The 25,076-nt window shown below is 65.6% G+C and carries 19 protein-coding genes; 8 read left to right on the top strand and 11 right to left on the bottom strand.

Annotation, left to right across the window (positions count from 1 at the left end):
- The first annotated feature begins 14 nt into the window (after positions 1-14).
- A complete protein-coding gene (locus tag VGE27_RS02365; RefSeq protein ID WP_331048024.1) occupies positions 15-1,673 on the top strand; it encodes an FAD-binding oxidoreductase in 1,659 nt (552 codons plus the stop codon).
- Positions 1,674-1,718: 45 nt separating this feature from the next.
- Here the strand turns inward: VGE27_RS02365 and VGE27_RS02360 are convergent, their stop codons facing one another.
- Positions 1,719-2,201 (bottom strand): MarR family winged helix-turn-helix transcriptional regulator, encoded by a 483-nt coding sequence (locus VGE27_RS02360; RefSeq protein WP_331048023.1) that lies wholly within the window; start codon positions 2,199-2,201, stop codon positions 1,719-1,721.
- A gap of 80 nt (positions 2,202-2,281) precedes the next feature.
- Between VGE27_RS02360 and thyX the strand changes: the two genes are divergently transcribed.
- Positions 2,282-3,049: an FAD-dependent thymidylate synthase gene (gene thyX, locus VGE27_RS02355; RefSeq protein ID WP_331048022.1), complete on the top strand. Its 768-nt coding sequence runs from the start codon at positions 2,282-2,284 to the stop codon at positions 3,047-3,049.
- A gap of 202 nt (positions 3,050-3,251) precedes the next feature.
- Here thyX and VGE27_RS02350 read toward each other — a convergent pair whose 3' ends face one another.
- The 3 genes from VGE27_RS02350 to VGE27_RS02340 all read right to left on the bottom strand — a co-directional run bounded on the left by VGE27_RS02350 (position 3,252) and on the right by VGE27_RS02340 (position 7,184).
- On the bottom strand, positions 3,252-5,348 hold the full coding sequence (locus VGE27_RS02350) for an elongation factor G (protein WP_331048021.1): 2,097 nt from the start codon (positions 5,346-5,348) through the stop codon (positions 3,252-3,254).
- Between the two features lie 569 nt (positions 5,349-5,917).
- Positions 5,918-6,475, bottom strand: coding sequence for a hypothetical protein (locus VGE27_RS02345; protein WP_331048020.1), 558 nt, complete (start codon positions 6,473-6,475; stop codon positions 5,918-5,920).
- 226 nt (positions 6,476-6,701) lie between these two features.
- Entirely contained in the window at positions 6,702-7,184 is a 483-nt protein-coding gene (locus tag VGE27_RS02340; protein ID WP_331048019.1) for a hypothetical protein, read from the bottom strand.
- A gap of 100 nt (positions 7,185-7,284) precedes the next feature.
- Between VGE27_RS02340 and VGE27_RS02335 the strand changes: the two genes are divergently transcribed.
- Positions 7,285-9,129: a DUF1800 domain-containing protein gene (locus tag VGE27_RS02335; RefSeq protein ID WP_331048018.1), complete on the top strand. Its 1,845-nt coding sequence runs from the start codon at positions 7,285-7,287 to the stop codon at positions 9,127-9,129.
- Positions 9,130-9,147: 18 nt separating this feature from the next.
- Entirely contained in the window at positions 9,148-10,461 is a 1,314-nt protein-coding gene (locus VGE27_RS02330) for a DUF1501 domain-containing protein (RefSeq protein ID WP_331048017.1), read from the top strand.
- A 134-nt stretch (positions 10,462-10,595) separates the two neighbouring features.
- On the opposite strand, the gene VGE27_RS02325 is transcribed toward VGE27_RS02330, so the two are convergent.
- Entirely contained in the window at positions 10,596-12,854 is a 2,259-nt protein-coding gene (locus VGE27_RS02325) for a PBP1A family penicillin-binding protein (protein ID WP_331048016.1), read from the bottom strand.
- 498 nt (positions 12,855-13,352) lie between these two features.
- Between VGE27_RS02325 and VGE27_RS02320 the strand changes: the two genes are divergently transcribed.
- Positions 13,353-14,210: a polysaccharide deacetylase family protein gene (locus tag VGE27_RS02320; RefSeq protein ID WP_331048015.1), complete on the top strand. Its 858-nt coding sequence runs from the start codon at positions 13,353-13,355 to the stop codon at positions 14,208-14,210.
- 31 nt (positions 14,211-14,241) lie between these two features.
- Here the strand turns inward: VGE27_RS02320 and VGE27_RS02315 are convergent, their stop codons facing one another.
- The 3 genes from VGE27_RS02315 to VGE27_RS02305 all read right to left on the bottom strand — a co-directional run bounded on the left by VGE27_RS02315 (position 14,242) and on the right by VGE27_RS02305 (position 15,955).
- Entirely contained in the window at positions 14,242-14,844 is a 603-nt protein-coding gene (locus VGE27_RS02315) for a hypothetical protein (RefSeq protein WP_331048014.1), read from the bottom strand.
- Positions 14,845-14,931: 87 nt separating this feature from the next.
- Entirely contained in the window at positions 14,932-15,240 is a 309-nt protein-coding gene (locus VGE27_RS02310; RefSeq protein WP_345787971.1) for a carboxymuconolactone decarboxylase family protein, read from the bottom strand.
- 121 nt (positions 15,241-15,361) lie between these two features.
- The gene (locus tag VGE27_RS02305; RefSeq protein WP_331048012.1) at positions 15,362-15,955 is read right to left on the bottom strand and encodes a hypothetical protein; all 594 of its coding nucleotides are present in this window, start codon (positions 15,953-15,955) and stop codon (positions 15,362-15,364) included.
- 530 nt (positions 15,956-16,485) lie between these two features.
- On the opposite strand from VGE27_RS02305, the gene rho reads away from it, so the two are divergent.
- Together rho and VGE27_RS02295 are read left to right on the top strand one after the other, a co-directional pair.
- Positions 16,486-18,609: a transcription termination factor Rho gene (gene rho, locus VGE27_RS02300; protein WP_331048011.1), complete on the top strand. Its 2,124-nt coding sequence runs from the start codon at positions 16,486-16,488 to the stop codon at positions 18,607-18,609.
- Between the two features lie 330 nt (positions 18,610-18,939).
- A complete protein-coding gene (locus VGE27_RS02295) occupies positions 18,940-21,066 on the top strand; it encodes a methyl-accepting chemotaxis protein (protein WP_331048010.1) in 2,127 nt (708 codons plus the stop codon).
- 27 nt (positions 21,067-21,093) lie between these two features.
- Here VGE27_RS02295 and VGE27_RS02290 read toward each other — a convergent pair whose 3' ends face one another.
- The 3 genes from VGE27_RS02290 to VGE27_RS02280 are packed head-to-tail and all read right to left on the bottom strand — an operon-like array spanning position 21,094 to position 24,520.
- Positions 21,094-22,494, bottom strand: coding sequence for a dipeptidase (locus VGE27_RS02290; RefSeq protein ID WP_331048009.1), 1,401 nt, complete (start codon positions 22,492-22,494; stop codon positions 21,094-21,096).
- Complete coding sequence (gene crcB, locus VGE27_RS02285) at positions 22,491-22,886, bottom strand: fluoride efflux transporter CrcB (RefSeq protein WP_331048008.1); 396 nt, start codon at positions 22,884-22,886, stop codon at positions 22,491-22,493. The genes VGE27_RS02290 and crcB overlap by 4 nt, the downstream gene beginning before the upstream one ends.
- A 23-nt stretch (positions 22,887-22,909) precedes the next feature.
- Complete coding sequence (locus VGE27_RS02280; RefSeq protein WP_331048007.1) at positions 22,910-24,520, bottom strand: glycosyltransferase family 39 protein; 1,611 nt, start codon at positions 24,518-24,520, stop codon at positions 22,910-22,912.
- 211 nt (positions 24,521-24,731) lie between these two features.
- Here VGE27_RS02280 and VGE27_RS02275 point away from each other — a divergent pair.
- On the top strand, positions 24,732-25,076 hold a 345-nt coding region (locus tag VGE27_RS02275), incomplete at its 3' end, for an Ig-like domain-containing protein (protein ID WP_331048006.1).

Raw genomic sequence — 25,076 nt, 5'->3', positions numbered from 1 at the left:
TCATACTCCCGGGGATGAGCATATCGTCCTCACTGCTGTCGCCCGGACCCGACGGATTTCGCGGCCCGTTTCGCACCGACCTGCCGGCGCGTGCCATGTACGCGGAAGGCGCGGGCATCGCGCGCTGTATTCCCATGGCCGTCGCGGTGCCGGCTGATGCCGAAGACGCGGCAGTGCTGGTGCGATGGGCGCGAGCGATAGGCGTGGGACTCATGCCACGCGGCTCTGGCAGTGGCATGGCCGCCGGCGCTGTGGGACCGGGGATCGTTGTGGACCTGAGCCGGTTCACGTCCATCGACGAGGTCGATGTGGGCGGCCGGTCGCTGCGCGTGGGCGCCGGAGCGTTGCGAGCCGAGGTGGACGCGAAGGCCCGTGCCGTGGGGCTGCGATTTCCGGTGGACCCGTCGAGCGGGGCCTTTTGCACAATCGGCGGCATGGCGGGCACCAATGCGGCCGGCGCCCGGACGCTGCGATTTGGCGCCATGCGTCCGTGGGTGCGGGGCGTGCACTGCGTGTTCGACGACGGCAGTCAGGGCTGGGTGCATCGCGACCGACCACTGCCCATGGATGTGCCGGCTATCGCGAGGCTGGTGCAGGCGCTCGACTTGATCCGCACACATGGCGCGCTCGGTGCCCTGAGTCGGCCTGGCGTGCGAAAGGAGTCTTCTGGCTACGGTATCGCCGCGGCGCTGGCGGATGGCGGGCACCTGGTGGACTTGCTGGTGGGTAGTGAGGGGACGCTGGCCCTGTTCACCGAACTGGAACTGGCTCTCACGCCGATCGCTGGCGCAACTGCGACCATCATGGCGACATTTTCTTCGCTTGAAGAAGCCACTAGCTGCGCAATTGAAGCGAGAGGTGCAGGTGCATCCGCCTGTGAGTTGTTGGACCGGACATTCCTGGACGTGGCGGAGCGTGGCGGGCCGACCGGTGTCCCGCTGGACGCTGAAGCGGTGTTGTTGACGGAGTTGGAGGGCGGTTCACGGGATGAGTGCGCTCATAATGCGCTGATCATGAACGCATTCTGCCGCGCGCATGGCGCCACCTCGGTTGTAAATGCCGGCGACCAGGAATCTGAACGGGAGCTGTGGGCGCTGCGGCACGCCGCGAGTCCGATCTTGTCGAGGCTCGCGCCGAGGCTGCGGTCCATGCAGTTCATCGAAGATGGGTGCGTACCCCCGGAGCAGTTCCCGGCCTATGTGCGCGGCGTGCGGCAGGCGCTCGCACGATTCGAGACCGTGGGTGTGATCTTCGGGCACGCCGGCGACGCCCATGCGCATGTGAACCCGTTGGTGGATACCATGGCCGCGGGTTGGCGGGACCGGGTGCACGGCCTGCTGGACACCGTCTGTGAGCTCACGGCGACGCTGGGGGGCACGCTCGCCGGCGAGCATGGCGACGGGCGCCTGCGGGCGCCGCTGCTGCCCAGGGTTTGGTCCTCGGAGGCGCGTGCGGCCTTCGCCAATGTGAAGGCCGCCGCCGACCCGGCGGGTGTGCTCAATCCCGGGTGCAAGACCACAGTGGGAGCGCCAGCCGATACCGACCCGATCGGAATGCTGCGCCATGACCCCGAAGCACCACCGCTGCCGGCGGCGGTACGTGCGGCCCTCGACGAGGTGGAGCGGACGCGCAGCTGGCACCGGTTCCGACTGGAGCTGGTGCCGGAAGCCTGACCGGGTGAAGCGGGGGCATTTTCAGCCCCCCGCTGCCCCAAACCGCTATTCCGACTCTGCGCGGATCCTCGCCAGCAGGTCGATGAGGGTACGGCGCTCGTCGTGGGTGAGCACTGCTGTGGCCGCGTCGTCCATCGCATCGACCGTGGGGTCGAGGCGTGCGAGCAAGGTGAGGCCTTCGGGCGTGATGCGGCAGAGCACCTGGCGACGGTCGGGACGGCTGCGGTCCCGCGTCACGAGCCCCGCCGCTTCCAGTTTGTCGAGCAGCCGGGTAACCGTGGAGCCTTCGTCGATCATCCGGTCGCGGATGGCCAGCGTCGGCAGACCTTCGGGACCGGCACCACGGAGGATGCGCAGCACGTTGTACTGCGCGAGACTCAGGCCCTCGGGCTCGACAACACGGGCGAAACGGCGGCTCACCACCGAGGCGGTACGAAGCAGCGACAACGCCGCCTCCTGCGCATCGGAGCGGAAGGGGCGCGTTTGCTGGATTTCCTGCTGCAAGCTGTGCGGGGCTCGATCTGACATTGCGCGAAAGAAGGCTAGAATTGTTCGTGTACGGTCGTGCTCTGCCCCGACCACTCTCTTCGACACTTCGTACCCTGCCGATGCCGCTTTCCGACACCGCGATCCTGCGCGAGCCCACCGTGACGGTGCTCGCCCGTCCACAGTTCGCCGAACCATCGCACCTGCCGGTGCAGTGGATCGGAGAATCGACGGATGGCGAGCGCCTCGCGGAATTTGCCGGCCGACTGTGCTACATGAGTCAGCGCAATCCGGCCGGACGCACCACGCGCGAGTATCTCGAGAACATCAAGAAGCAGGGACACGGCAGCGTGCTGGAGCACGCCAACTACTCGCTGCTGCTCGAAGGTGTGAGCCGCTCGCTGACGCATGAACTGGTGCGTCACCGCGCAGGCTTCGCCTACTCGCAGCTCTCGCAGCGATATGTCGATGAGAGTGCCGCCCAGTTCGTGATGCCACCGGCGATCATCGGCGACGAGCCACTGGAGACGGCATGGCGGGCCCAGGTGACATCCGCGCTCGAAAGCTACGTCGCTCTCGTCGAGTCATTGATGACGCGCTACGCCTGGGTGGACGACAAAGTGCACCGCCGCAAGATGGCGCGCGAGGCCGCGCGCGCAGTTCTTCCAAATGCGACCGAAACCAAGATTGTTGTTACAGCAAACGCTCGTGCGTGGCGCACGATGCTCGAGCTGCGCTCGAGTGAGGGCGCGGAGCTCGAAATCCGCCGCATGGCGGTGATGGTGCTGCGCATTCTCATCGCCGAAGCGCCGGCATTCTTCAGCGATTTCGAGATCTACACCGCCACCGATCGCCGTGAAGCAGCACGCATCTCGTATCACAAGGTGTGACCACTGCGTGATGATCCGTCAGATGTGATCCGCGGTCCGCAATCACATCATCGCATCTGACTTGTTCCTGAATACTTGCAACGGCACGCATTTCCCGCGCGATGACTGCGCTCGACGGAATGCGTGCCGTTGCACATGAAGGGGCAGCCCCCCGAAAATCCGGCCCCAACCGATCCCGGATCTCTTCAGGATGGTGCCATGCTCACGCTTCGGCGGCCTCCAGGTCGCGCGCGTGCTCGGAGATCACCTTCTGGGCGGCGTCATGCGGCACCTGCTCATAGCCGTTGAACCGTCGCGTGACCTGTGCATCGCCATGCGACAGTGAGAAGAGCTGGGTCGCATACAAGTGGAGCTCCGCCTGTGGCACCACGGCGCGAACGGTGGTGCGTCCGTCCTCGGCGCTCGTACCGAGAATGTGGCCGCGTCTGCTGGAGAGATCACCAAGCACATCGCCCAACCAGGCATCGGGCACCGACACTTCGAGCAAATCGAGCGGCTCGAGGATGACGGGCCGGCACTTGGGCGCCACCGTCTTGAACGCGAGAATGCCGGCCATCTTGAATGACATTTCGTTCGAGTCGACCGAGTGCGTGGAGCCATCGTAGAGCTCCACCCGGTAGTCGACGAGCGGGAAACCAGCCAGCACACCGCGCGCCGCGGCTTCCTGCACGCCACGATCCACCGCGGGCGTGTACTTGGAGGGAATCACGCCCCCCACGATGCGGTCGTCGAACAGATAGCCTTCGCCACGGGGCATCGGGCTCATGCGGATCCAGCAGTCGCCGAACTGCCCACGCCCTCCACTCTGCTTCTTGTGGCGCCCCTGCCCTTCGGACTTTGCGGTGATGGTCTCGCGATAGGCAATGCGCGGCTTCGCCAACTCGGCCTGCACACCGAACTTTCGCTTGAGCACCGCCATGGCCACATCGAGATGGCGCTCACCCATGCCGCCCACAATGGTCTCGTGGGTCTCGGGGTTGTAGTGCACCGTGAGTGTGGGATCTTCGTCGTGCAAACGATGCAAACCCTGTTGCAGCTTGTCCTCTTCACCGCGTGCCGTCGCGCGCACCGCGAAGTGCACCACGCTGTCCGGGAACGTGATCGCCGGCAGTCGAATGGGATGCTCACGCGTGGACAGCGTGTCGTTGGTGTGCGTATTCCGCAGCTTGGTGACGCAGCCGATATCGCCGGCATGCAGGACGTTCACCTCCTGTCGCTCGCGTCCGCACGGCACGGCGAGATGTCCCAGCTTCTCGGTCCCGTCCCGCGTGGCGTTGAACACCTCCTGACCGTTCACCACCTTACCTGACAGTACGCGGAAGTAGCTCACGTCGCCCACATGCGGCTCGGCCAGCGTCTTGAACACCAGCGCGGCGAAGGGTCCGTCATCCTTCGCGTGCAGCTGCACGGTGTTGTGCCCCTCTGCCCCCGTCAGCGCATGGATCTCCTCCATCTCCCACGCGTTCGGCATGAGCTGCACGAGTTCGGTGAGCAGCGCCCGCACGCCGATCATGCTCTCGGATGACACGCAAAACAGCGGGAACAGATCAAGACGAGCCATGGCGTCCTTCATGCCATGAATGGCATCGTCGCGATCGATCTCCTGTCCCTCGAGATAGCGTTCGAGCAACGCGTCATCAGTGGCACTGATGGCTTCAATCAACTCCTGGCGATAGCGCGTGAAGCGCTCCATGCACTCGGCGGGTATCTCCTGTTCGACGTACTCGCCCTTCGTACCACTCGTGTACATGTACGCGCGCTGCGTGAAGAGATTGATCACACCACGAAACGCCGGCCCTTCACCACAGGGCACCTCGACGGGAATGACCTTTGACGTCAGCCGCTGCTTGATCTGCTGATAGATGCGATCGAAGTCGGCGTGCTCCTTGTCCATCATCGACACGGCAAACAGCACCGGGTCCTGCTTGGCCATCGCCGCACGAAAGGCGCGCTCGGTGCCCACCTCCACACCGCTCGCCGCGCTGATCACACAGAGTGCGCCGTCGGCGGCGGCAAGTCCGGCGATCGTGTCGCCCTGAAAGTCGAGCGAGCCCGGCGTGTCGATGAAGTTGATCTTGCTCTCCATCCACTCGGCGTAGGCGCAGCCAAGGCTGATGGAATACCCGCGCTCGATCTCCTCGGGAAGATGGTCGGTGAGTGCGGTGCCGTCGCGCACGGCACCGTGTCGCTTGCCGGATCCGGCCGCAAAACAGAGTGCATCGACGAGACTGGTCTTGCCGCTGCTGCCGTGTCCGAGCACGGCAATGTTTCTGATGCCGGCGCTGTCGTATTCGCGCATCGTCCCTCCGCGTCCCGTCGGTGAGCCGACGGTCGGATTGCGCGGGCGCGGAAGCCACGGAGTCGCGGGTCAGCGGGGGCCGAAGGCGCGGCGACCGCTCACGAGGACGTCAGGGGCAGGAGAGCCCGCAAGGTTCGGACGTCGCGGCCCTCAGGAGTGGGGGTCGTGGGCCCGGTGGGGCCACCTGTAGGGTGCAGGTTCAGGCGCGAGGGGGCAAGCAGGGTGGGGCGTACGGGGTGGAACTGCCGGGGGGACTGCGGGGGGACTGCGGGGGCTGGAACCACGGAAGCTGGACCTACGGGAGCTGGTGGGACGGGAGCTGGGGACACGGGAGCTGGAACTACGGGTTCGCGCGGGGGCCCTCGTTGGAATCCGTAGTTCCAGCCCCCGTTCCTTCAGCTTCCGTGGGTCCAGCTCCCGCGCCCCTAGCTTCCGTGGGTCCAGCTCCCGCCGTTCCGGCTTCTGCAGTCCCGACCCTGCGGTCGCGCACCTCTCCACCAAACAAAGACGCGGGCAAGCGCTCAGCGCTTGCCCGCGTCAGTCCTGCTTCTGACAAATCGAGGGTCCGATCAGTCTCCCTCCACATCGTAGGTAAAGGCATCGGCCTGGCGAATCGAATCGAGCCAGTTCTCAACCTTGGCATCATCGTCGAACGAGTTGCCGGCTCCACCGCTGGCCGCCGAGGCGGACATCAGCGAGAACGTCAACGCGCGTTCCGTTCCCTCGGGCCAATCCGGCATCGCCAGACCAGCAGCCACCCGACGCAGGGTCGGGCCGCAGGCGCCGAGCAGCTCAACCGCACGAGCTTCCAGCGTCGGCAAGGGAATATCGAGATCCTGCGTGACCAAGCGGCCCGTCGTGCCATCGCGCCACGCCGAGTCACCCACCGCACCGCGGTCGGGCCACACGCCAAGGTGACGCACCACTCCAGCCGTCACCGCTTCCAAACGCTCACTTTCCACGGTTGCGGCCAACGCCAGTGCCAACGACTGGGCGTCTGCCTCTCCGTACAGCGTCACCACTTCACGCCGCGAGCGAGTACCGAACGGAAGCACGGGAATGGAGTTCACGTGCGCGAGTACCGGCGAATCGCTCGGACGAGCCTCGAGTCGTACGAGGACGTCCATCGTATCCCTCCTGGGATCAGGGTAAGCATGTCCGGTGGTCGCTTCGTCACGCGCGCCGTCCACGTTCTCAAGACGTGCCACCGGGGGAACTGCAACGTCGAATGCAGCATAGCCGATGCCACCAAAACTCCAGGCACGACCAGCGTCACTCTAGGTTGCAAACGTGTCACAGCGCCGGCGTGTTGGTGACATCAATCACCAACTCAATCGCCCCGCGTCGCGCGGCTCACTCCTCGGACGGCTCCGAGGACGCCAGCCAAGCTCCACCAAACAACGCGACCGCCAACGCTGCTCCGATAGGAACCGCACCAGGCAGGCTTCCCGTCACAGCGTAGCCTATACGCAACGGTGCGGGCACCACACTGGTGACTAACAGCACGTACCCCACCGCCGCGACAACGGTCACGAGGACACGTGTTGTCCCCCTCCAAGGTAGCACACACAGTGCGAGCAGCACGCCCCACGCGGTCGCGATGGTGAGATGGTGCACATATCCGAGCGCCACGGAAGACAGTGGTGCGGCATTGGATACCACCCCGAATCGTTCCAGCAACGCGCGTCCGGCGAGTCGGAACACCCGTCCCGCTTCGCCTTCGCGCCAGCCGAGCCCGAGCAACGCACCACCGGTGGCAATGGTGGTGAGCGTGCCGGTGGCGAAGGCCGCGTCGAGGAGTGCGGCGGGTGACGTGAACGGTCGCGGAGCTGCCATGCCGAAAGATAAGGCGCGAAACGTCGGATGGTGTCGCATTAACGCGTTCGTTGGCGGCGCGTCCAAACGAAAAGACTCAAGTCTTCAACGGAGCAGGCCCGTGAACCGACGTCGCATCGTCTCAACTGGACATCGAAATCTCTGGCTGGCGGGTGCACTGCTTGCACTCCCTGTCATGTTTGGCTGCGCAGCAGCGTCCGGATCGTCGGCGCCCGCCGGCAGCACCACAGCCTCTCGCGCACCGGCCTATCAGCCGCCATCCGCCGCCGTGATCGCAGCCCGTGAGCAGACGGCCGATCAGCAGGTGCAGCACGTGCTCAACCGTCTGGCGTTCGGCCCCCGTCCAGGCGATGTGGCCGCCGTCCGCACACTGGGAGTCGATCGCTGGATCGACCAGCAGTTGCACCCCGAGCGTGTCGCCGACACTGCCGTCACCAGTTTTCTGGCGCGCTATGAAACGCTGAATAAGACCAGCGAGCAGCTCTACGCCGAGTATCCGCCTCCGGCCCAGGCGCTCGCCCAGCTGCAACGCCGCGGCGGCACGGTGACTGCAGAAGATTCCGCGCGAATCCGCGAACAAGGACGCCGCTCGGGAATCCTGCTGGCCGAACTCACATCGAGTCGTGTGGCGCGCGCGGTGCTCACCGAGCGACAGCTCGATGAAGTGATGGTCGATTTCTGGGAGAACCACTTCAATGTGTTCTCCGGCAAGGACCGCACGCGGTATTTCCTCACGGATTTCGATACGCGCGTCATCCGTCCGCACGCGATGGGCAAGTTCCGCGAACTGCTCGGCGCGGTCGCCAAGAGCGAGGCGATGCTGTACTACCTCGACAACTGGCAGAGCGTCGCCGACAGCGGCCGGCCGGTGCTGCAACCTGCCCGCCCGTCGCGGGCGCAAAACCCACGTGCGGCGGCGCGTCGTGCGGCAGCCACACCACCACGCCCAGCCCAGATGCCCGCCGTGGCACAGCGCCGCCGCGGTCTCAACGAGAACTATGCGCGTGAGCTGATGGAGCTGCACACGCTCGGCGTCGACGGCGGATACACACAGCAGGATGTCATCGAGGTCGCGCGCGCACTCACGGGCTGGACACTCGATCGCGGAGCGCAGGGCGGCAGCTTCGTGTTCCGTCCGATGGTGCACGATGCTGGCGCAAAGGTCATCCTTGGCCAGAAGTTTCCCGCCGGACGTGGCATTGAAGAGGGCGAAGCGGTGCTGGACCTCCTGGCTCGTCACCCGAAGACGGCCACCTTCATCGCCACGAAGCTGGCCCGCCGCTTCGTGAGCGACACACCGCCGCCCGCTCTGGTGGCGCGCGCGGCCGAGACGTACCGGTCCACCGATGGCGACATTCGCGCCGTACTGCGCACGATCGTCACGAGTCCGGAGTTTTTCTCGGCCGATGCGTATCGCGCCAAGGTGAAGTCACCGTTCGAACTCGTCGCCAGCACCTTGCGCGCAATGAACGCGGTGCCGGACTCCACCGCACGTTCGGCGCAGCTCGTCAGCCGACTGGGTCAACCGATCTTCGGCCATCAGGCGCCGAATGGCTATCCCGAAACCGGTGACGCGTGGATGAATACGGGTGCGATTCTCAACCGCATCAACTTCGGCCTGGCCGTGGCCGGTGGACGCGTGCCGGGTGTGCGGGTCGCCATGTGGCCGGCATCGAAGGAATTGGCCACGCTGCCGCGAGAGCAACAAGTGGACGGTGTCATCCGCGAGCTGTTTGGCGGCGCGGTGTCCACCGATACGCGCCAGGTGTTGATCAGTGGCACCAATCCGTTCCTGGAGAAACGCGGAAGTGATAGCGACACGTCGTTCGCCATGAACGGCAACGGTGGTGGTGCGAACAACGGCAACAAGCGACAGCAGCAGGCCGCGGGATTTGCGCAGATCGTCGGGCTCGCCCTCGGGGCGCCCGAGTTCCAGCGCCGCTGATTTTCCGATCGTCGACCGATGAAGGTCGACGACGGCTCTACCTTCGAGGGGCACATGGATCGACGCATCTTCCTCAAGAGCGGCGCGATGGCGCTGGTGACGCTTGGCCTGAGTCCGAGCTTTCTCAGGCGTACGGCGCTGGCCATGGACCTGCCGCGCGCGGCGCGTGGCAAGACGCTCATCGTGCTGTTTCAGCGCGGTGCCGCGGACGCGCTCAACGTGCTCGTGCCATTCGGCGATCGTGAGTACTACACGGCGCGACCACAGCTCGCGATCGGTACCCCGGCTCGCACGAATGGCCCGGTCGGCGCCATCGATCTGGACGGGTTCTACGGCCTGCATCCGTCGCTGTCGTCGTTCAAGCCGCTATGGGATCGTGGCATGCTCGCGCCCATCCATGCCGTCGGCAGTCCGAGCGCCACACGCTCGCACTTCGACGCGCAGGACTACATGGAGACCGGCACGCCCGACCGCAAAGGCACCACCGACGGCTGGCTCAATCGCTATCTCGCTGTACAGGGCACCTGTGAAGCGTGTGTGGATGGCAGCAAGATGGCGCCGTTCCGGGCCGTGGCCATGACCGCACAGACACCACGCATTCTCGAGGGCGCGTCACCGGTGGTGGCGATGAACTCGATCAGCGAGTTCTCCATCCGCAGTGCAGGTGGTGATGCCGAACGTCGCCTCGAGGCACTCTACCGCACCGGATCGGCTGATCTCATTCACGGCAGCGGCAGCGACATGTTCGAAGCACTCAAGGTGCTACGATCGGCCGACCCGCAGCAGTACAAGCCGGCCGCCAACGTGCAGTATCCGCGTTCACAATTCGGTCAGCGCCTGCTGCAGATCGCGCAGCTCATCAAGTCGAACGTCGGTCTCGAGGTGGCGTTCGCCGATGTGGGTGGCTGGGACACACACGTGAATCAGGGCGCCGCGCAGGGACAGCTCGCCAATCGCCTGTCCGATTTCTCCGAATCGATCGCGGCCCTCGTTACCGATCTGGGTGATCGCATGGACGACGTGGTGATCCTCACCTGCTCGGAGTTCGGCCGCACCGTGCGCCAGAACGGCACCGGCGGTACCGACCACGGTCACGCCGGCGCGATGTTCGTGATTGGCGGTTCGCTGGGCGCGTCGCAGAAAGTATTCGGCAAGTGGCCCGGTCTGGCGCGCGAGCAACTCTACGAAGGACGCGATCTTGCCCTCACGACCGACTTTCGTGCGGTGTTCTCCGAGGTCACGTCACGGCATCTCGGCGCCGACAAGCTCGCGCAACTCTTTCCCGGCTATGCTGGAGGCCGGCAAGACTGGCTTGGCGTGCTGAAAGGCTAACAACGGGGGGAACACAGATCGCGCAGAGAAAAAGCAAAACGCACAGATACCACCAAAGAATATTTGGATTGGTATCGTGCGTTTGTTGTGTCGATCTGCGTGATCTGTGTTCCCCCCGCTGTTCTCTTGCGATCCTAGGGATGCTCCTCGTTGCCGCGCTGACTGACACGGCGCTCCCGGTCGCGACGTTCCCTACGTTCGCGCTCCACCGCACGCTTGATTTCCCGCATCACGCGGTCGGTGATATTGCGGACCTTCTCGGTGGACCGCGTCTTCTCCATGATGCTTTCGACCGCGGCGCTGATGTCGTCGACATCCACATCGTCCCCACGATGCCAGTCGGGTGGGTCGTCGTCGCGCATGGCAAACGGCGCCGCCCCTTCGCAGGATCCCGTGGGCTGCGTACCGGTGCGGAAGTACTCGCGGCGCGACGGCCCACACCAGTCGCTGGCCAGCATGCCGGTACCGATGTCGATCTGACGCGACTCGATGCCTGGCGGCGGACGCCACGGCGTGTCCTGCTCGGGGCTGTGCCAGCCATCGCGCACGAAGCGCGCCCACACGGGTGCCGCGAGTCGCCCGCCTGACGCGTTCCAACCCAGCGGCTGCGGATTGTCGGCGCCAAACCACACACCGGCCACCAGCGTCGGCGTATAGCCCACGAACCAGACATCGGTGCCGTCGTTGGTGGTGCCAGTTTTGCCGGCCACCGGTCCACGAATACCCGCATCACGCACCGCGCGCCCCGTGCCCTTGTCCACCACGCTCTCCAGCAGCGACGTGACCAGGAATGCATCGGTGGGCTGCAACACGCGGGAACCCGACGTCGCCTTGCGCTCCCACAGCAAGCGGCCGAACTGGTCTTCCACCCGTTCCACGATGTGCGGCACCACACGCATACCACCGTTCGCGAATGGGGCGTACGCGGTGGTGAGCTCGAAGGGCGTGACAGCAGCAGCGCCGAGCGCCAACGCCGGCACCTGCGGCAAGTCACTGGTGATGCCCTGCGCGTGAGCCAGTGATGCGATCACCGGCACACCCACATCGCGGCTCACACGCACGGTGGCAGCGTTGGCCGAACGCATGAGCGCATCGCGCAGCGTGATACGCCCCGCGTACTCGTCGCCATAGTTGGCGGGCCTCCAGGTGTCGCGGCCGCTGCTGATTTCCACTGGCTCATCGTCCACCATGCTGGCCGGCGTGAAACCGTGCATCAGCGCTGCGGCATACACAAACGGCTTGAATGTCGAACCCGGTTGACGACGCGAGCGCATCGCGCGGTTGAAGCCTTTTCGCTCAAGACGACGCCCACCCACAATCGCGCGCACCGCACCGGTCGAGGGATCCATCGCCACCAATGCGCCCTGCGTGCGTTCATCGGCGCGACGCACGGGGAATCCGTTCCACGACCGTTCCTCGTCGATTTGCGCTGCACCCGCTGCGATGGCCCGTTCGGCCGCGATTTGGGCCCGTCGATCTATCGTGCTCCATACCCGTAGCTGCGCATCGTTGAGCGCACGGGGGATTACCCCCGCAGCACGCAGCGAATCGAGCGTACCACGTACCGCCTCCACGGCCCACGAATCGACCGTGCGCGTAAGCACGAACTCCCGCCGCGCGAGCTTGAGCGCCGACTTGCGCGCCGCGCGCAGGGTGGCGGCATCGGCGACCTGCTCGCGCTCGAGCACATCGAACACCACAGCACGACGTGCCAGCGCTTTCACGCGGTCATTGCGCGGTGAATAGCTCGATGGAGCTTTGGGCAATCCGGCCAGCATCGCGGCCTCGGCGAGCGATACATCACCAATGCCTTTGCCAAACAGGTCACGACTGGCGGCTTCCACGCCGTACACGCCGTTGCCCAGATAGATGGCGTTGAGATATCGCTCGAGAATTTGCTCCTTGGAGAGCGACGCCTCGAGCAGGCGCGCATAGCGCCACTCGAGCAACTTGCGTCCCCAGCTACGCTCGGTGGCGCGATTGCCGAGGAATACATTGCGCGCGAGCTGCATGGTGATGGTGCTCGCGCCTTCGCGTACGCTGCCCGCGCGCAGGTTGCTCACACTGGCGCGCATCACGCCACGCCAATCCACGCCGGCGTGCGTGTGAAAGCGACGGTCCTCGACGGCAATGAACGCCGCCTGCACATGGGCCGGTACGCGGGTCAGCGGCACGTTGACGCGCCGCACCGCAGACAGCGCCGATACCACGCTGCTGTCGCGGGCCAGCAATGCGCCGCCTTCGGTGGGACGCCAGGCGCGCAGCTGAGTCGGCGTCGGGCATCCCTGCCAGCCGCAGCTCCACCACCAGGTGCCCATCACCATCGTCCACACCACGCCGGCCACGGTGGCACCGAACGCCACGCGCCGCGCGTTCCGGTTGGTCCGGAGCACGCGAATCAGCGTTCGCGGAAGCGAAAAGAGGAATGCCGACGCAGACCGGAGGCGTCGGCCCAACGCCAACCTCGTGCGCCACGACACCGACGCGGCACGCTCCGGCGTCTCTGGTGTCACTGTCTCGGCAGGCGATCCGTTAGGTTGCACGTCCATCGTGGTTCTGGCAGCACCCTGGTTGTGAGTATCGGTGTCATGGCGTTTCCGCACACGAAATCCGAGTCCGTCCGAGCCGCCATTCCGGCTCGACTTCACGCGCGTTTGGGTCGTCCCGGTTTGGTCCCGCGCATCCTGAGTGGGACAGTCGCAGTGGGACTGATGGTTGGTGCGCTGTCTTTGCAGGGGGCCGAAGCCGCGCGGTCATCAGTCCTACGTGGCCTGGGTCCAGAAAGTGCCAGCCAGCCCCAGCCGCGCCCGGCAGCAGCGTCAAAGCCGGCCCAGCCAGCTACCCGCCCGGCGACCACGCCGGCGCCGAGCGGCCCCCGCACGCCCAACGAGATGGGCCGATTCCCCATCGTCGAGTGGCATCAGGTAGTGGATGCGGACGGCACGTACAAAGTGTCGCGCGAGCGATTCAAGGCCGAGCTCGAGGAGCTGCATCGCCGCGACTATGTGCCGGTGAACCTGTCGGAGATTCTCGACAAGACGCTGTCGATTCCGGCGGGCAAGACGCCGGTGCTGTTCACCTTCGACGACGCGTCGCCGAGCCAGTTTCGCTACATCGAAAGGAACGGACAGCTGGTGGTCGATCCCACCAGCGCCGTGGGCATTCTGCTCGACTTCATCCGTACGCACCCGGACTGGAAGCCCAAGGGTCTGTTCTGTCTGTTGCCTGCGGCAGCGGCTGGCCACGCGTTCTTCGGCGAGAAGGGCATTGACGGGCAAAAGTCGGCGTGGCGTTTCCAGAAGCTGCAGTTTCTGGTGCAGCAGGGGTTCGAGCTGTGCAACCACACGTTGTGGCACGCGCAATTGAACAAGTATTCCGACGCGGTGGTGCAGGAGCAGTTCGCGCGGGGGGCCATGGCCATCGATTCGGCCGTGCCCGGCTACAAGGTGCGCGGCATGGCATTGCCCTATGGCATCTGGCCGAAGAATCGTGCGCTCACACTCGCGGGCTCATGGTACGACCCGAAGGCGAAGCGCACGGTGTCGTACAAGCACGAAGCAGTATTTCAGGTGGCCGGTGGTCCGGCACGCAGTCCGTTTGACTCGGCGTTCAATCCCGCATCCTTGCCGCGTGTACCGCTGCAAGGCGGCACGAAGTTGACGCCTACACTGGACATGCTCGACAAGCCGGGGCCGGGCACGCGATTCGTGTCAGACGGCAATCCCAAGACCATCGCCAAGCCACAGTAGCTCTCGCCCCTTCCGCGCTGATTGACGGGAATCAGCGCGGAAATACTGTGGGTCCGAGTCGGACACCAAGCAGGATCGTATTGACGCGCAGGTTTTGACCAACGAAGCGCACATGATGTTGCTCGACGGAGCCGACAAGCGCCACCTTTGGTGTAAGCGCGAGCATTCCCGTGCCCGCCAGCAGCAAGCCGACACCGGATGCGCCATCCTCACCCTCGCGGCGCGTCGCATACAGGTTGGGGCCGGCGAGTAGTGACAGCGACGCACGGTGTCCACCAATGCGGATACCACCAGCGGCGCTGAAGGCGAGCAAGTCAGGTTCGAGTGGCGAGCATGCTCCGCCAACAGGAGCTTCGCAGACCAGATCGCTGCCATTGTGCAGGGTGGCCGTACCGCCAAGTCGCCACGCGAGCGCCACACCATGCGACATCGCCTTGCCGTGATCATACGCTATGGCACCCACCGCAGAACCGCGCTCTGCGAACCGTCCGCCGTTGCTGTTTCCGAGACCGGCGCTGAGCGAGACACCCTGCGCGGCCACGGTGTGCGCTGAGAGCGAGAGCGCAATCCCCGAGAGAGAAGCCAGCGCGACGACGCGGGAACAACGTCGTGGGTACGATACGAAAGTCGGCATTGGTGGGATCGTTGAAAGGCCAAGCAACGCATCACACAAGCATGCGGGACACTTTCGCGTGCGTCCCACCAGTGCCGCCGTACCCTCCTACCCGCGCATGCGTTCCACTTCATCCCACCGATCGACGGCGCGACGCAGATGTGGAATGACAATGCTGCCACCGACGACGAGGCCAATGCTCATCGTCTCGAACACCTCGTCGCGCGTCACGCCTTCTTCGCCGCACCGAACGATGTGATACGTGATGCAGTCGTCGCAGCGCAGCACCATCGACGCCACGAGGCCGAGCAATTCTTTCGTCTTCACATCCAGCGCGCCACCTTCATAGGCACGACCATCGAGATTGAAGAACCGATTGATGACGAGATTGTTCTCGCCGAGGATGCGCGTGTTCATGCGCTCGCGGAACTGACGGAATTCGGCGAGGGCTGCGCTTTCGTCGCCGCGCCCGTGGTCATGCGGCGCGCCGGAGGTGGAGTCGGTCACGGAAGTCTCAGGCCGTGCGGGGCACGGATATTCAGAAGGTGTAGTTGCGCAGCGTGGTGAGCGCGGTCTCGAGCGCTGCCCGTTGCTGTTCCGTGGGCGAACTGGCCCACAACTCTTCGTAGGCAGTGATGGCCATGGCGAGCGCCTCCTTGTCGTGCTCGCTGGCGGCCAGTGATGCGGCATTGTCGGCCAGCGCAGCCTTGGCGAGATGATCTTCCGGGAAGCGCTGCGAGACCTGCAACCAGCGCACGGTGCGGTCGCGCGGGTTGGCCTCGGTGAGCGCCCAGAGGTGCCAGGCGCCGCGGTTGGTGGGGTCGATGGCGAGCGCGCGGTTGGCCAGTTCGCCCACCTGCTCCGGACCACGGCCGGAGAGCCAGTAGGCGTTCGCCAGAATCACCAAAGCGCGCGCATTGGAGGGCTGCTCCTCCACCACGCGCTCATACAGGGGTCCAGCGACCTCTGGCATATGCAGCCACGGTTCGGCAGCAGCCACGAGGGCGTCCGGCATCGTGCCATCACGAAGGTGATGCAGCCGCTCCATCAGGGCTCCGATGTTGCCGGAAGCTTCGTAGGCGCCGACGGCATCGGCGAGAGCAGCGGGGATATCCTTGATCGGGGCAATCATCCTTCAAGAATGACACAAAGCTGGGTCATGGGGGTAGCCACGTCAGCAGTGTTTCCCGGTTGGCGGTTTCCGTATGGGTGTTACCCAGTCCGTACCGGAACCGTATTCGTGCAGGGTTGCGCGATTGGCCGAGGCTCGCAATACTCAACACGATTCAACTGCATCGCAGCGCAGCACCTCGAAGCATGTGATGCCACGGCGCCCCGATATTGATGCGCTGAGGCGTGGCCCGGCTGGTTCGCCATCGGTGCCCATTCGAGTGATGGGAGGCACGATGCCTCCTCCCCCCGGCAGTACCGGATTGGCCCTTGCGCCACTCCACCCCGAGCGACGGCACGACCCACCCCGTCCAGAACACCCTGCATTTCCAGCGCCTCTGGCGCGTCCGCACCCGTCCCGGGTGTCTGTCCTGTTGGCTCAGGCACGCTCTGCTACGGCAGTTCCTGCTGTGGCGGCCGTGCTGAGGCCGTGCTCTGCCCGTCGGGCCGCGCCCGACGATCTGGAGCCCACGTACCACTCGCAGTAGTCGAATGACCGAACCGAAACGTCCTTCCCGCCGGGGCACCACGCGCACCCGGCAGAGCCCCGACACCGTTGGGGACGACAATCCATATCTCGACGCACCGGTCAGCCGGGCGTCCAGTGACACCGGCAGCGAACGCAACGCGGAAGGGAGCGCATCCGACGCCCCCCGTCCCCGTCGTCCTCGCCAGCCCCGCCGCACCGCTGCGGACACCGAGTCCGCGCCGTCCGCCGGCGATTCCAATGACAGCGCCGCTCCAGCGCCCACCGCGCGACGGAGTCCGCGACGCACCGCCCGGAGCGAGGCCTCCGGTAGCGACGCCAGCGAAGCGCCGCGCAGCGAAGCCCGGAGTGAGCCGCGCGCTGAGCCCCGCAACGAACCGCGCGCCGAAAGCCGCCCGGAACCCCGCGACGAGGTGCGCCAGGCCCCCCGTTCGGAGTCGCCGACGGAAAGCCGGCCAAGCTTCCGGGACCCGTCGCCGCTGGGTTACGAGGCTTCCATGGAACGGCCACTCGCCGACCGCCAGGAAGCCCCGAACCGCTACGACCGCGCCTTTGATCGCACCGATGGACCGGAACGCCAGGACACCGCCCGTCCGGAGCGACCGTTTCAGCAGGACCGCCAGGATCGTCCTGAGCGTCACGATCGACAGGACCGTCCCGACCGCCGGGATCGCAACGGACGCCGCCGTGGTCGCGGTGGACGTCCGGACAACAACCGCGGGCAGGGTGGTGATCGCCACCAGTCCTCGGGGCCGACCTCCGATCGGTCGCATGACCGGACCCATGATCGTGGTGGCGAGCGCACCTTCGACCGGGGAGACCGCGGTGACCGTCCGTCCGAGTCACCGGATCGCTTCGATGGGCAGGACCGTGGCGGCTTCCGCCAGCAGCGCAACGGGCGCCGTGGACGCAACCGGTTCCGTCGTGGCGGCGGTGGTGGAAACGAGAGTGGGCCAGCCCCGTCGTCGGGTGGTTCGCCACACCAGTCCGCGCCGTCAGCGCCTGTTGGCGTCGAAGGGACGATGGCTGGCTGGTTCGATCCGTCGCGTGATGGCGGCTTCCTGCGCCGCGCCGAGAACAGCTACCTGCCCGAGCCCACCGATCCGTTCGTACCCCCGGCCTTGGTGCGCCTGCACCAGCTCCGCCGCGGTGACCGGCTCGAAGTGACGTATGGGCGTGATCATCGCGGCCGCTATCTCGTCATCGAAGTGCAGACGCTCAACGACGGTTCGCCCGTCGTGCTGGAAAAGCGCCCCGACTTCAACACGCTGACCGCGAGCTATCCCGATCGCAAACTCACACTCGAGACGGGACGCCCGGCCAAGACCGGCCCCGAACTCACGCGGCGCGCCATCGATCTCATTGCGCCTATCGGCTATGGCCAGCGTGCGCTGATCGTCGCCCCGGCCCGGGCCGGCAAGACCACGCTCCTGCAGGCCATCGTCGAAGGCGTGGCCGTGAATCATCCGCAGGCCGTATTGCTGGTGCTCCTCGTGGATGAACGTCCCGAGGAAGTGAGCGAGATGATCACGTGGGGCTACGGTGAAGTCGTGGCCTCCAGCTTCGACATGCCGCCCAAGCGCCATGTGGAAGTGGCCGAGATGACGCTCGAACGTGCGCGTCGTCTCGTGGAACAGGGCAAGGATGTGGTGATCGTGCTCGACTCGATCACACGCCTCGCCCGCGCGCACAACACGGTCGATCGCGGCACCGGCCGCACGATGTCGGGTGGCCTCGACGCCACCGCGATGCAGAAGCCCAAGGCGTTCTTCGGTTCAGCGCGCATGATTGCACCGCAGCACGGGGGCGGCTCACTCACGATCATCGCCACCGCACTCGTCGAAACGGGCTCGCGCATGGACGACGTGATCTTCGAGGAGTTCAAGGGCACCGGCAATTGCGAGATCAAGCTCGATCGCTCGCTTGCCGATCGCCGCATCTTCCCGGCATTCGATATCGCCACCAGCGGTACACGTCGCGAAGAGAAGCTCTATCGCCCGGACCAGCTCGAGAAGGTGCACCTGCTGCGTCGCGGCCTGCACCAGTTGCCGCCACAGGCCGGTATGGAGTGGCTCATCAAGCGCATTGCGGCCACGTCGAACAACGACTCATTGCTCGACGGACTGTAAGCACACCGCGCATCCATATATTAAGGTTGCTGCAGCATCAAGTGGCGGGCGGTCATTCCTTGGGGAGTGATCGCCCGTTTGCATTGCGCCATCACACCATCGGCCCAGGCCACCACAATCACCGATGCCACTGTCACCAATGCGGCACCCGCGTGACAATTGCGCCGGCGGTGTGACGGTTTTTACGGCTTGCTCAAGTGCATGAGCCAATGGTCCGATACCCCTGATTGTGCCGTGTCGGACGACGACGTCCATTCCCTCCGCGCTGTCCCTTGAAGCGAATCCATGTTTCGTACTTTGACTCTGCGAGCCAAGATTTTGGCTCTCCCCGTGGTTGCCGCCCTTGGCTTCCTGATCACGCTCAGCTCGACGATCATTCTGGGCCGCCGCGCGCAGTCTGAGCTGACCACCATTCGCGAAGACTATTCACCGGCATTGGAGCAGAGTCGCCAGCAGCTCAACCTGCTCGAGCTCTATCAGCGTACGGTGCGTGACGCCGTCGCGGCAAGTGACACGGCCGCGATCACGGCTGCGGATTCGATCATCAAGAAGTTCGCCACGGTCAACGATTCGCTGGCGCACAACGCCACCACCGATTCGGCCGCCGTGGTCAAGGTGCTCGCATCCTTCAAGGAATACGCCGCTGCCACCAAGTCTTCGAGCATGGGCATGATTACCGGCTCCATGGAAGACATGATGGGCGCCCGGGCAGAAGCGAAGACGAAGTACGCCGACCTCACCAAGCAGCTCAACACCGAACTGCAGACGCGCAGCGAGCAGATCAACGCCTCGTTCGACAATGCGACCGGTCTGCAAAGCACGTCCTTCTACAGCACCAGCGCCATCCTGGTGGTTGCGCTCGCCGTACTCATCGTGCTGGCGTGGGGCACGCTCAACAGCGTGATCGGTGCCATGCGGACGCTGTCGAACACGGGCCGCGACATTGCGCAGGGCAAGCTCGACCTCGTCGTCGACATCGAATCGAAGGACGAAGTCGGTGAACTGGCTGAAGCGTTCCGCGGCATGTTGTCGTACATCGGTGGTGTGGCCCATGCGGCGGATCGCCTCGCGAGCGGCGACCTGAGCGTCAAGGTGCAGGTGCGCTCGGAGCACGATGTGCTGTCACGCAGCATCAATGGCGCCACCGACACGCTGCAGAATGTGGTGAGCGAGATCAACGGTGTCATCGACGCAACCAAGCACGGTGACCTGTCCAAGCGTGGCAACCCGGATCGTTTCCAGGGTGCCTACGCGCAGCTGGTGTCCGGCACGAACTCGACGCTCGATGCTGTCATCGAGCCGATCGTCGAGGCGAAGGAAGTGCTGACGCGTGTGGCCGCCAAGGACCTGTCGGCGCGCGTGAAGGGCAACTATGTCGGCGAGCATGCTGCCATCAAGGAGTCGCTGAACACCGCGCTCGAAAACATCTCCGAAGTCTTCGCCTCGCTCACCCAAGCGATCAGCCAGGTGAACTCGGCGGCCCGTGAAATCGGCGATGGCAGCCAGGAACTGGCGAGTGGTGCGGCCGATCAGGCCGGCGCGATCGACCAGGTATCGAACCGCATCGGTGTGGTGGACGAGCGCACGAAGGCCAACGCGGCGGATGCCAACGAAGCCCGCACGGCGATGGTGAAGGTGACGGAAACGACCGAGCAGGGTGTGGAGCGCATGACGGCGCTGGCTCAGGCGGTCGCCGAGATCAAGCGTTCCGCCGACTCGACGGCCAAGATCGTGAAGACGATCGACGAGATCGCGTTCCAGACGAACCTGCTGGCGCTCAACGCGGCGGTCGAAGCAGCACGTGCCGGCGACGCGGGCAAGGGCTTCGCGGTGGTGGCCGACGAAGTGCGCAGCCTGGCCATCCGTGCTTCGGAAGCGTCGCGCAACACGGCGACGCTCATCGAAGAGTCGGTGCAGAAGGCCGAGACGGGTGTACAGCTCAACGAAAGCGTCACGCGTCGTCTCGAAGAGATCCGCACCGGTGTGCAGCGCGCGGCCACGATCATGAACAACATTGCCGAAGGCGCGGTGGAGCAGGAGAAGGAACTCGCCGAGGTGACGGTGGCGATGTCGCAGATCAGCGGCCTCACGCAGCGCACCGCCGCCAATGCCGAAGAGTCGGCCAGTGCGGCGGCAGAACTCTCGGCGCAGTCGGCCGAAATGCAGGATCTCGCGGCGCAGTTCGAGCTGGGCAATGCGCGTGTGCAGTCGGTGTCGGCGCCCCTGGTGGCGCCCACCTCGGCTTCGACGCGCCGCGCGGCGGCCAGCACGCCGCCGAGCACCGCCTCGCGCAGCAGCAGCAAGGCCCGCACCACCACGGCCACCCGGAGCAAGGCGAAGCCTGCGCGTGCGACCGTCGCCGCGAACGCCGATAACGACGACGTGTTCCCAGTGAATGGCGCGGCGCTGATTCCGTTCGACGACGACAGCTCCGACGATATCCTGGGTTCGTTTTAAGTCCCAGACACCCGGCTCCGCGCCGGGTCAGTCTTCGAGGTCATGACGGCGGCGGTACTCTTCGTAGAGCGCCGCCGCCGCTCTCGTTCCGCGCTGGTAGTTCTCCACGCTGATCCATTCGTCGGGCGCGTGCGCGTTCTCTCCAGGCAAGCCAAAACCCATGAGCAACACCGGCGCGCCGAGGATGCGCTCGAAGTCGCCAACGACGGGAATGCTGCCACCTTCGCCTGTGATCACGGGCGCGCGTCCGAAAGCCGCTTCAAGTGCCGTCTTGCCGGCTTCGATGATCGGGCCCTGCAGATCGGCGCGCCATGGACGTCCGCCGTGCAGATGCTCCACCTTCACCGTGACACCCGCCGGTGCGACGCGCTGCACATGCGCATCCACCAGCGATGCAATGACGGAGGGATCCTGGTCGGGCACAAGACGGAAGCTCACCTTGGCCATGGAGTGCGCGGGCAGCACCGTCTTCGCGCCTTCTCCCGTGTAGCCGCTGAGCAGGCCGTTCACTTCGCACGTGGGGCGCGTCCACAAGCGCTCGAGTGTGGTGTAACCCGCTTCACCGCCGAGCGCGGTCACGCCCACTTCGTGCATCATCTCCGTATCACTGAACGGCAGCTCGCGCATCTGCGCACGCACATGATCGGGGAACGGTCGCACCGCGTCGTAGAAGCCGGGAATCGCGATGCGGCCGTCGGCATCGTGCATGGTGGCGAGGATGCGCGCGAGCGCCATCGCCGGGTTGACCACCGCGCCACCGTACATGCCGCTGTGCAGATCGCCATTGGCCCCCTGCACCGTGATCTCGAGATAGGTCATGCCACGCAGCGACGACAGAATGCTCGGAATGCCTGGCGCGAACATGGTGGAGTCGGAAATCACCACGGCGTCGCACGCCAGACGTGTCTTCTCGCGCTCGAGGAACGCTTCGAGATTCACGCTGCCCACTTCTTCTTCGCCTTCCGCTAGCACGATCACATTGACCGGCAACGCGCCACGTGTGGCGAGATGTGCTTCGAGCGCCTTGATATGAAGATAGAGCTGGCCCTTGTCGTCCACCGAGCCGCGTGCGTAGATGCGCCCGTCGCGAACGGTCGGCTCGAATGCTGGTGAGGTCCACAGCTCCAGCGGCTCAGCGGGCTGCACATCATAGTGCCCGTAGATGAGCAGTGTCGGCGCATCGGCGCCGGCACCACGCCACTCGCCCACCACGATGGGGTGACCGGGTGTGGGTTCCACCGCCGTCGTGAAGCCGATGCGCGTGAGATGCTCGGCCACGAAGCGGGCGGCATCGGCGCAGTCGGCCTTGTGTTCAGAGCGCGCGGAAACCGACGGGATGCGCAGAAAGGCAAACAGTTCGTCGAGCGCACGCTGATCGTTCTCCGCACACCAGGCGGCGAGATCGGCAGGAATCGCGGGAGCGGTCATGGCTGTGGACGCGGCTTGGTGAGGTAGAGACCCAGCACCGTGGCGCCGAGTCCGAGTATGAGACTGGAAGCGATGTAGAGACCGGCCCGCGCCGTGCGACCTTGCTGTACTAGCGCGATGGTCTCCGCGCTGAGCGTGGAGAAGGTGGTGAAGCCGCCGCAAAAGCCCGTGGTAAGCGCAAGGCGCAGCAACTGATCCGATTCGCTGTTCATGGCGATGCGCGCGAAACAGCCAATGAGGAATGCGCCGAGCACATTCACCACCAGCGTGCCCACGGGAAATCCGCCGCTCGCCGGCAGCAGCCACACACCGGCCGCGTAGCGTGCCACTGAACCCAGGGCACCACCCAGCGCCACGACGAACAGCGCAGACAGGCTCAGTGTTGGCGTCATGGGCGTGTCATGCGTGAATCATCTCACGGCGCCACTGGACGCTCACGTGGCACATCCCGCGCGATACGATACAGCCAGATGCGCCGCGTGGTAATTTCGCCACCGTTGCGCTGCAGCGAGACCGTCGCGCCCTGCTGCGAAGACGCGAACCACGATCCCACCACCGCTGCCAAGGAGTCGCCCTTGGTATCGGCATCGAACACGGCCACGAGGCCGTCGCCCGGCCTGATTTTGGCAAAGGCGTTGGGCCACACGTCGTACTGATTCGTGCGCCCGCCGAGGTTGAGGGCGAACACCGTGGGTTGGTCGTGCAGGTGGAAGGCCAGCTCCGATGCGTCCTGATAGCGGTCGGCCGAAACCCACTGGTCCACCGTGCCCTCGAGGAACGGGTTCGTGCGCGCACTGTCGACCGCGTTGGCGAGCGTGGTCCAACCATGCGCGCGGGCGATGGGATCGCGGCGTGGCGGGAGCGGCAACAGCGGACGCCACGCCTGTGCGCTCACAACGAGCAGCAGAAATGCAGCGAATGCCAATCCGCGTCGCCACCACGCGCCAATCGCCCATGAACGCCCGCTGGTGGCCAGCAGCATCATTGCGCCAGGGTAGATCATGGCCGGCCAATTGGCTTCGACGGAACGGCGCCATGCGCTGATGGCAAAGAAGGCAAGCGGCGCCGTCGCGATGACGGCGAGGGCAAAACGGCGCACGCTTGCGTCGGTGGGCTGGGCAGCGGCTCGCGCCCGCCATCCCTCACGCAGGGCAAGTCCCACGACCATCGCCATGAGTACAAAGAGAATCGGCGATGCGAGTCCGGCCTGTCCGCCGATCATCTCGAGTTCGCGTGACAACGGATTGCCACGCGCGCTGGGATTGAAGCCATGCCCCAGCTGGAAGCGGAACGACACCCAGTCGTTCATCGCATTCCAGAAGACCACCGGCGCAAACATCAGCAGGGCGATCGCGCTCGCCACCCAGGGACCGGGTTCGGCGAAACGGCGGCGCAGCGCCGGGTGCACCACGCAGGCGATGACGAGTCCCACGGGCAGCAGCACGGCGGTGTACTTGGCCACGAAGGCCGCCCCAAGCCCCACACCGGCGAGCGTCCACCACGCGAGCCCGTTCCACGAGCGCACCGGCGCGGCCAGCGCGCGCTCCACGCCCAGCAGGGCTACCATGGCGGCGGCGAACAACACCGCATCGGGGGTGGCGAGCACCAGGCCCAGCGTGGCGATGGGCAGCAGCGCCACGAGTTGGGCAGCGCGCCGGGCGGCGGTCCAGCCAGCCGTGCCCCGCCCGCCAAGCTGCCATGCGCAGTAGATGGCAGCGACATGGGTGATCAGGGCGGCAATGGCCGGACCGGCGCGCACGCCCGCCACGGTCGGGCCCGCCAAAGTGGTGCCCAGTGCGATCAGCAGGGCAATGCCGGGGGGGTGATCGAAATACCCGGCTTCGAGGCGCCGGGACCACTCCCAGTAGTAGGTCTCGTCGGGGAGAAGTGGTACGAGCGCGGCGAGGAGCGCACGCAGCAGGACGGCGCCGAGCACCCATGCTGCGATGGTGCGTGCGTCTCGGTTGGTGGAGGCAGCGGAGTGTGGGCCGTCCAGGGAACGCGCCGCAGGGGCCGGGGTCTGCATCGCATGGAAAGTAGCAGGTGGGGCCGCTTGCCCGCCCGGACCGGCATGGTCAGGTTGCTGGAGGGGGCACGTGCCCGCACTGTGACAGTTACGGCTGCCTCAGACCGTGCGTCCTCTGTTACCAGCCCGTGGGCCAATCCTGCGGGTACCCGATGACATTGGGAGCGATCGTCGCCCCCATTCACTTCCTTGCTGAACAGGACGGACCTGCATGCGGGTCGCTGCCCCTCTCGTGACGTTCCTCTCCCGCCGCGCTGCCGCGTCGAGCGCCCTGGCGCTTCTGGTGGGCCTTGGCGCCTGTGATGCCCTGAAGCCACCCGAGGCGTGCTCGGTGACGGTGGCGCCGCTGTCGTTGTCGCTGCCTGTGAATGGGTCGCAGAAGATCGTCGGCACGGCGTTCGACTGCAAAGGCAACTCCATTCGCAACCGGACTCCGTCGTACTCATCGAACAATTCGTCGGTGGCGACGGTGACCAACGATGGCACCGTGCTGGCCGTGGCGATCGGTTCCGCCACGATCTCGGCAGTGTCGAATGGCAAGAGTGCCAGCGTCGCG

Origin of the sequence: Gemmatimonas sp., assembly GCF_036405635.1 — a bacterium.
Lineage (GTDB): Bacteria > Gemmatimonadota > Gemmatimonadetes > Gemmatimonadales > Gemmatimonadaceae > Gemmatimonas.
The sequence above is the reverse complement of the archived record's forward strand: the minus strand, read 5'-3'. Positions and strand labels throughout refer to the sequence as shown.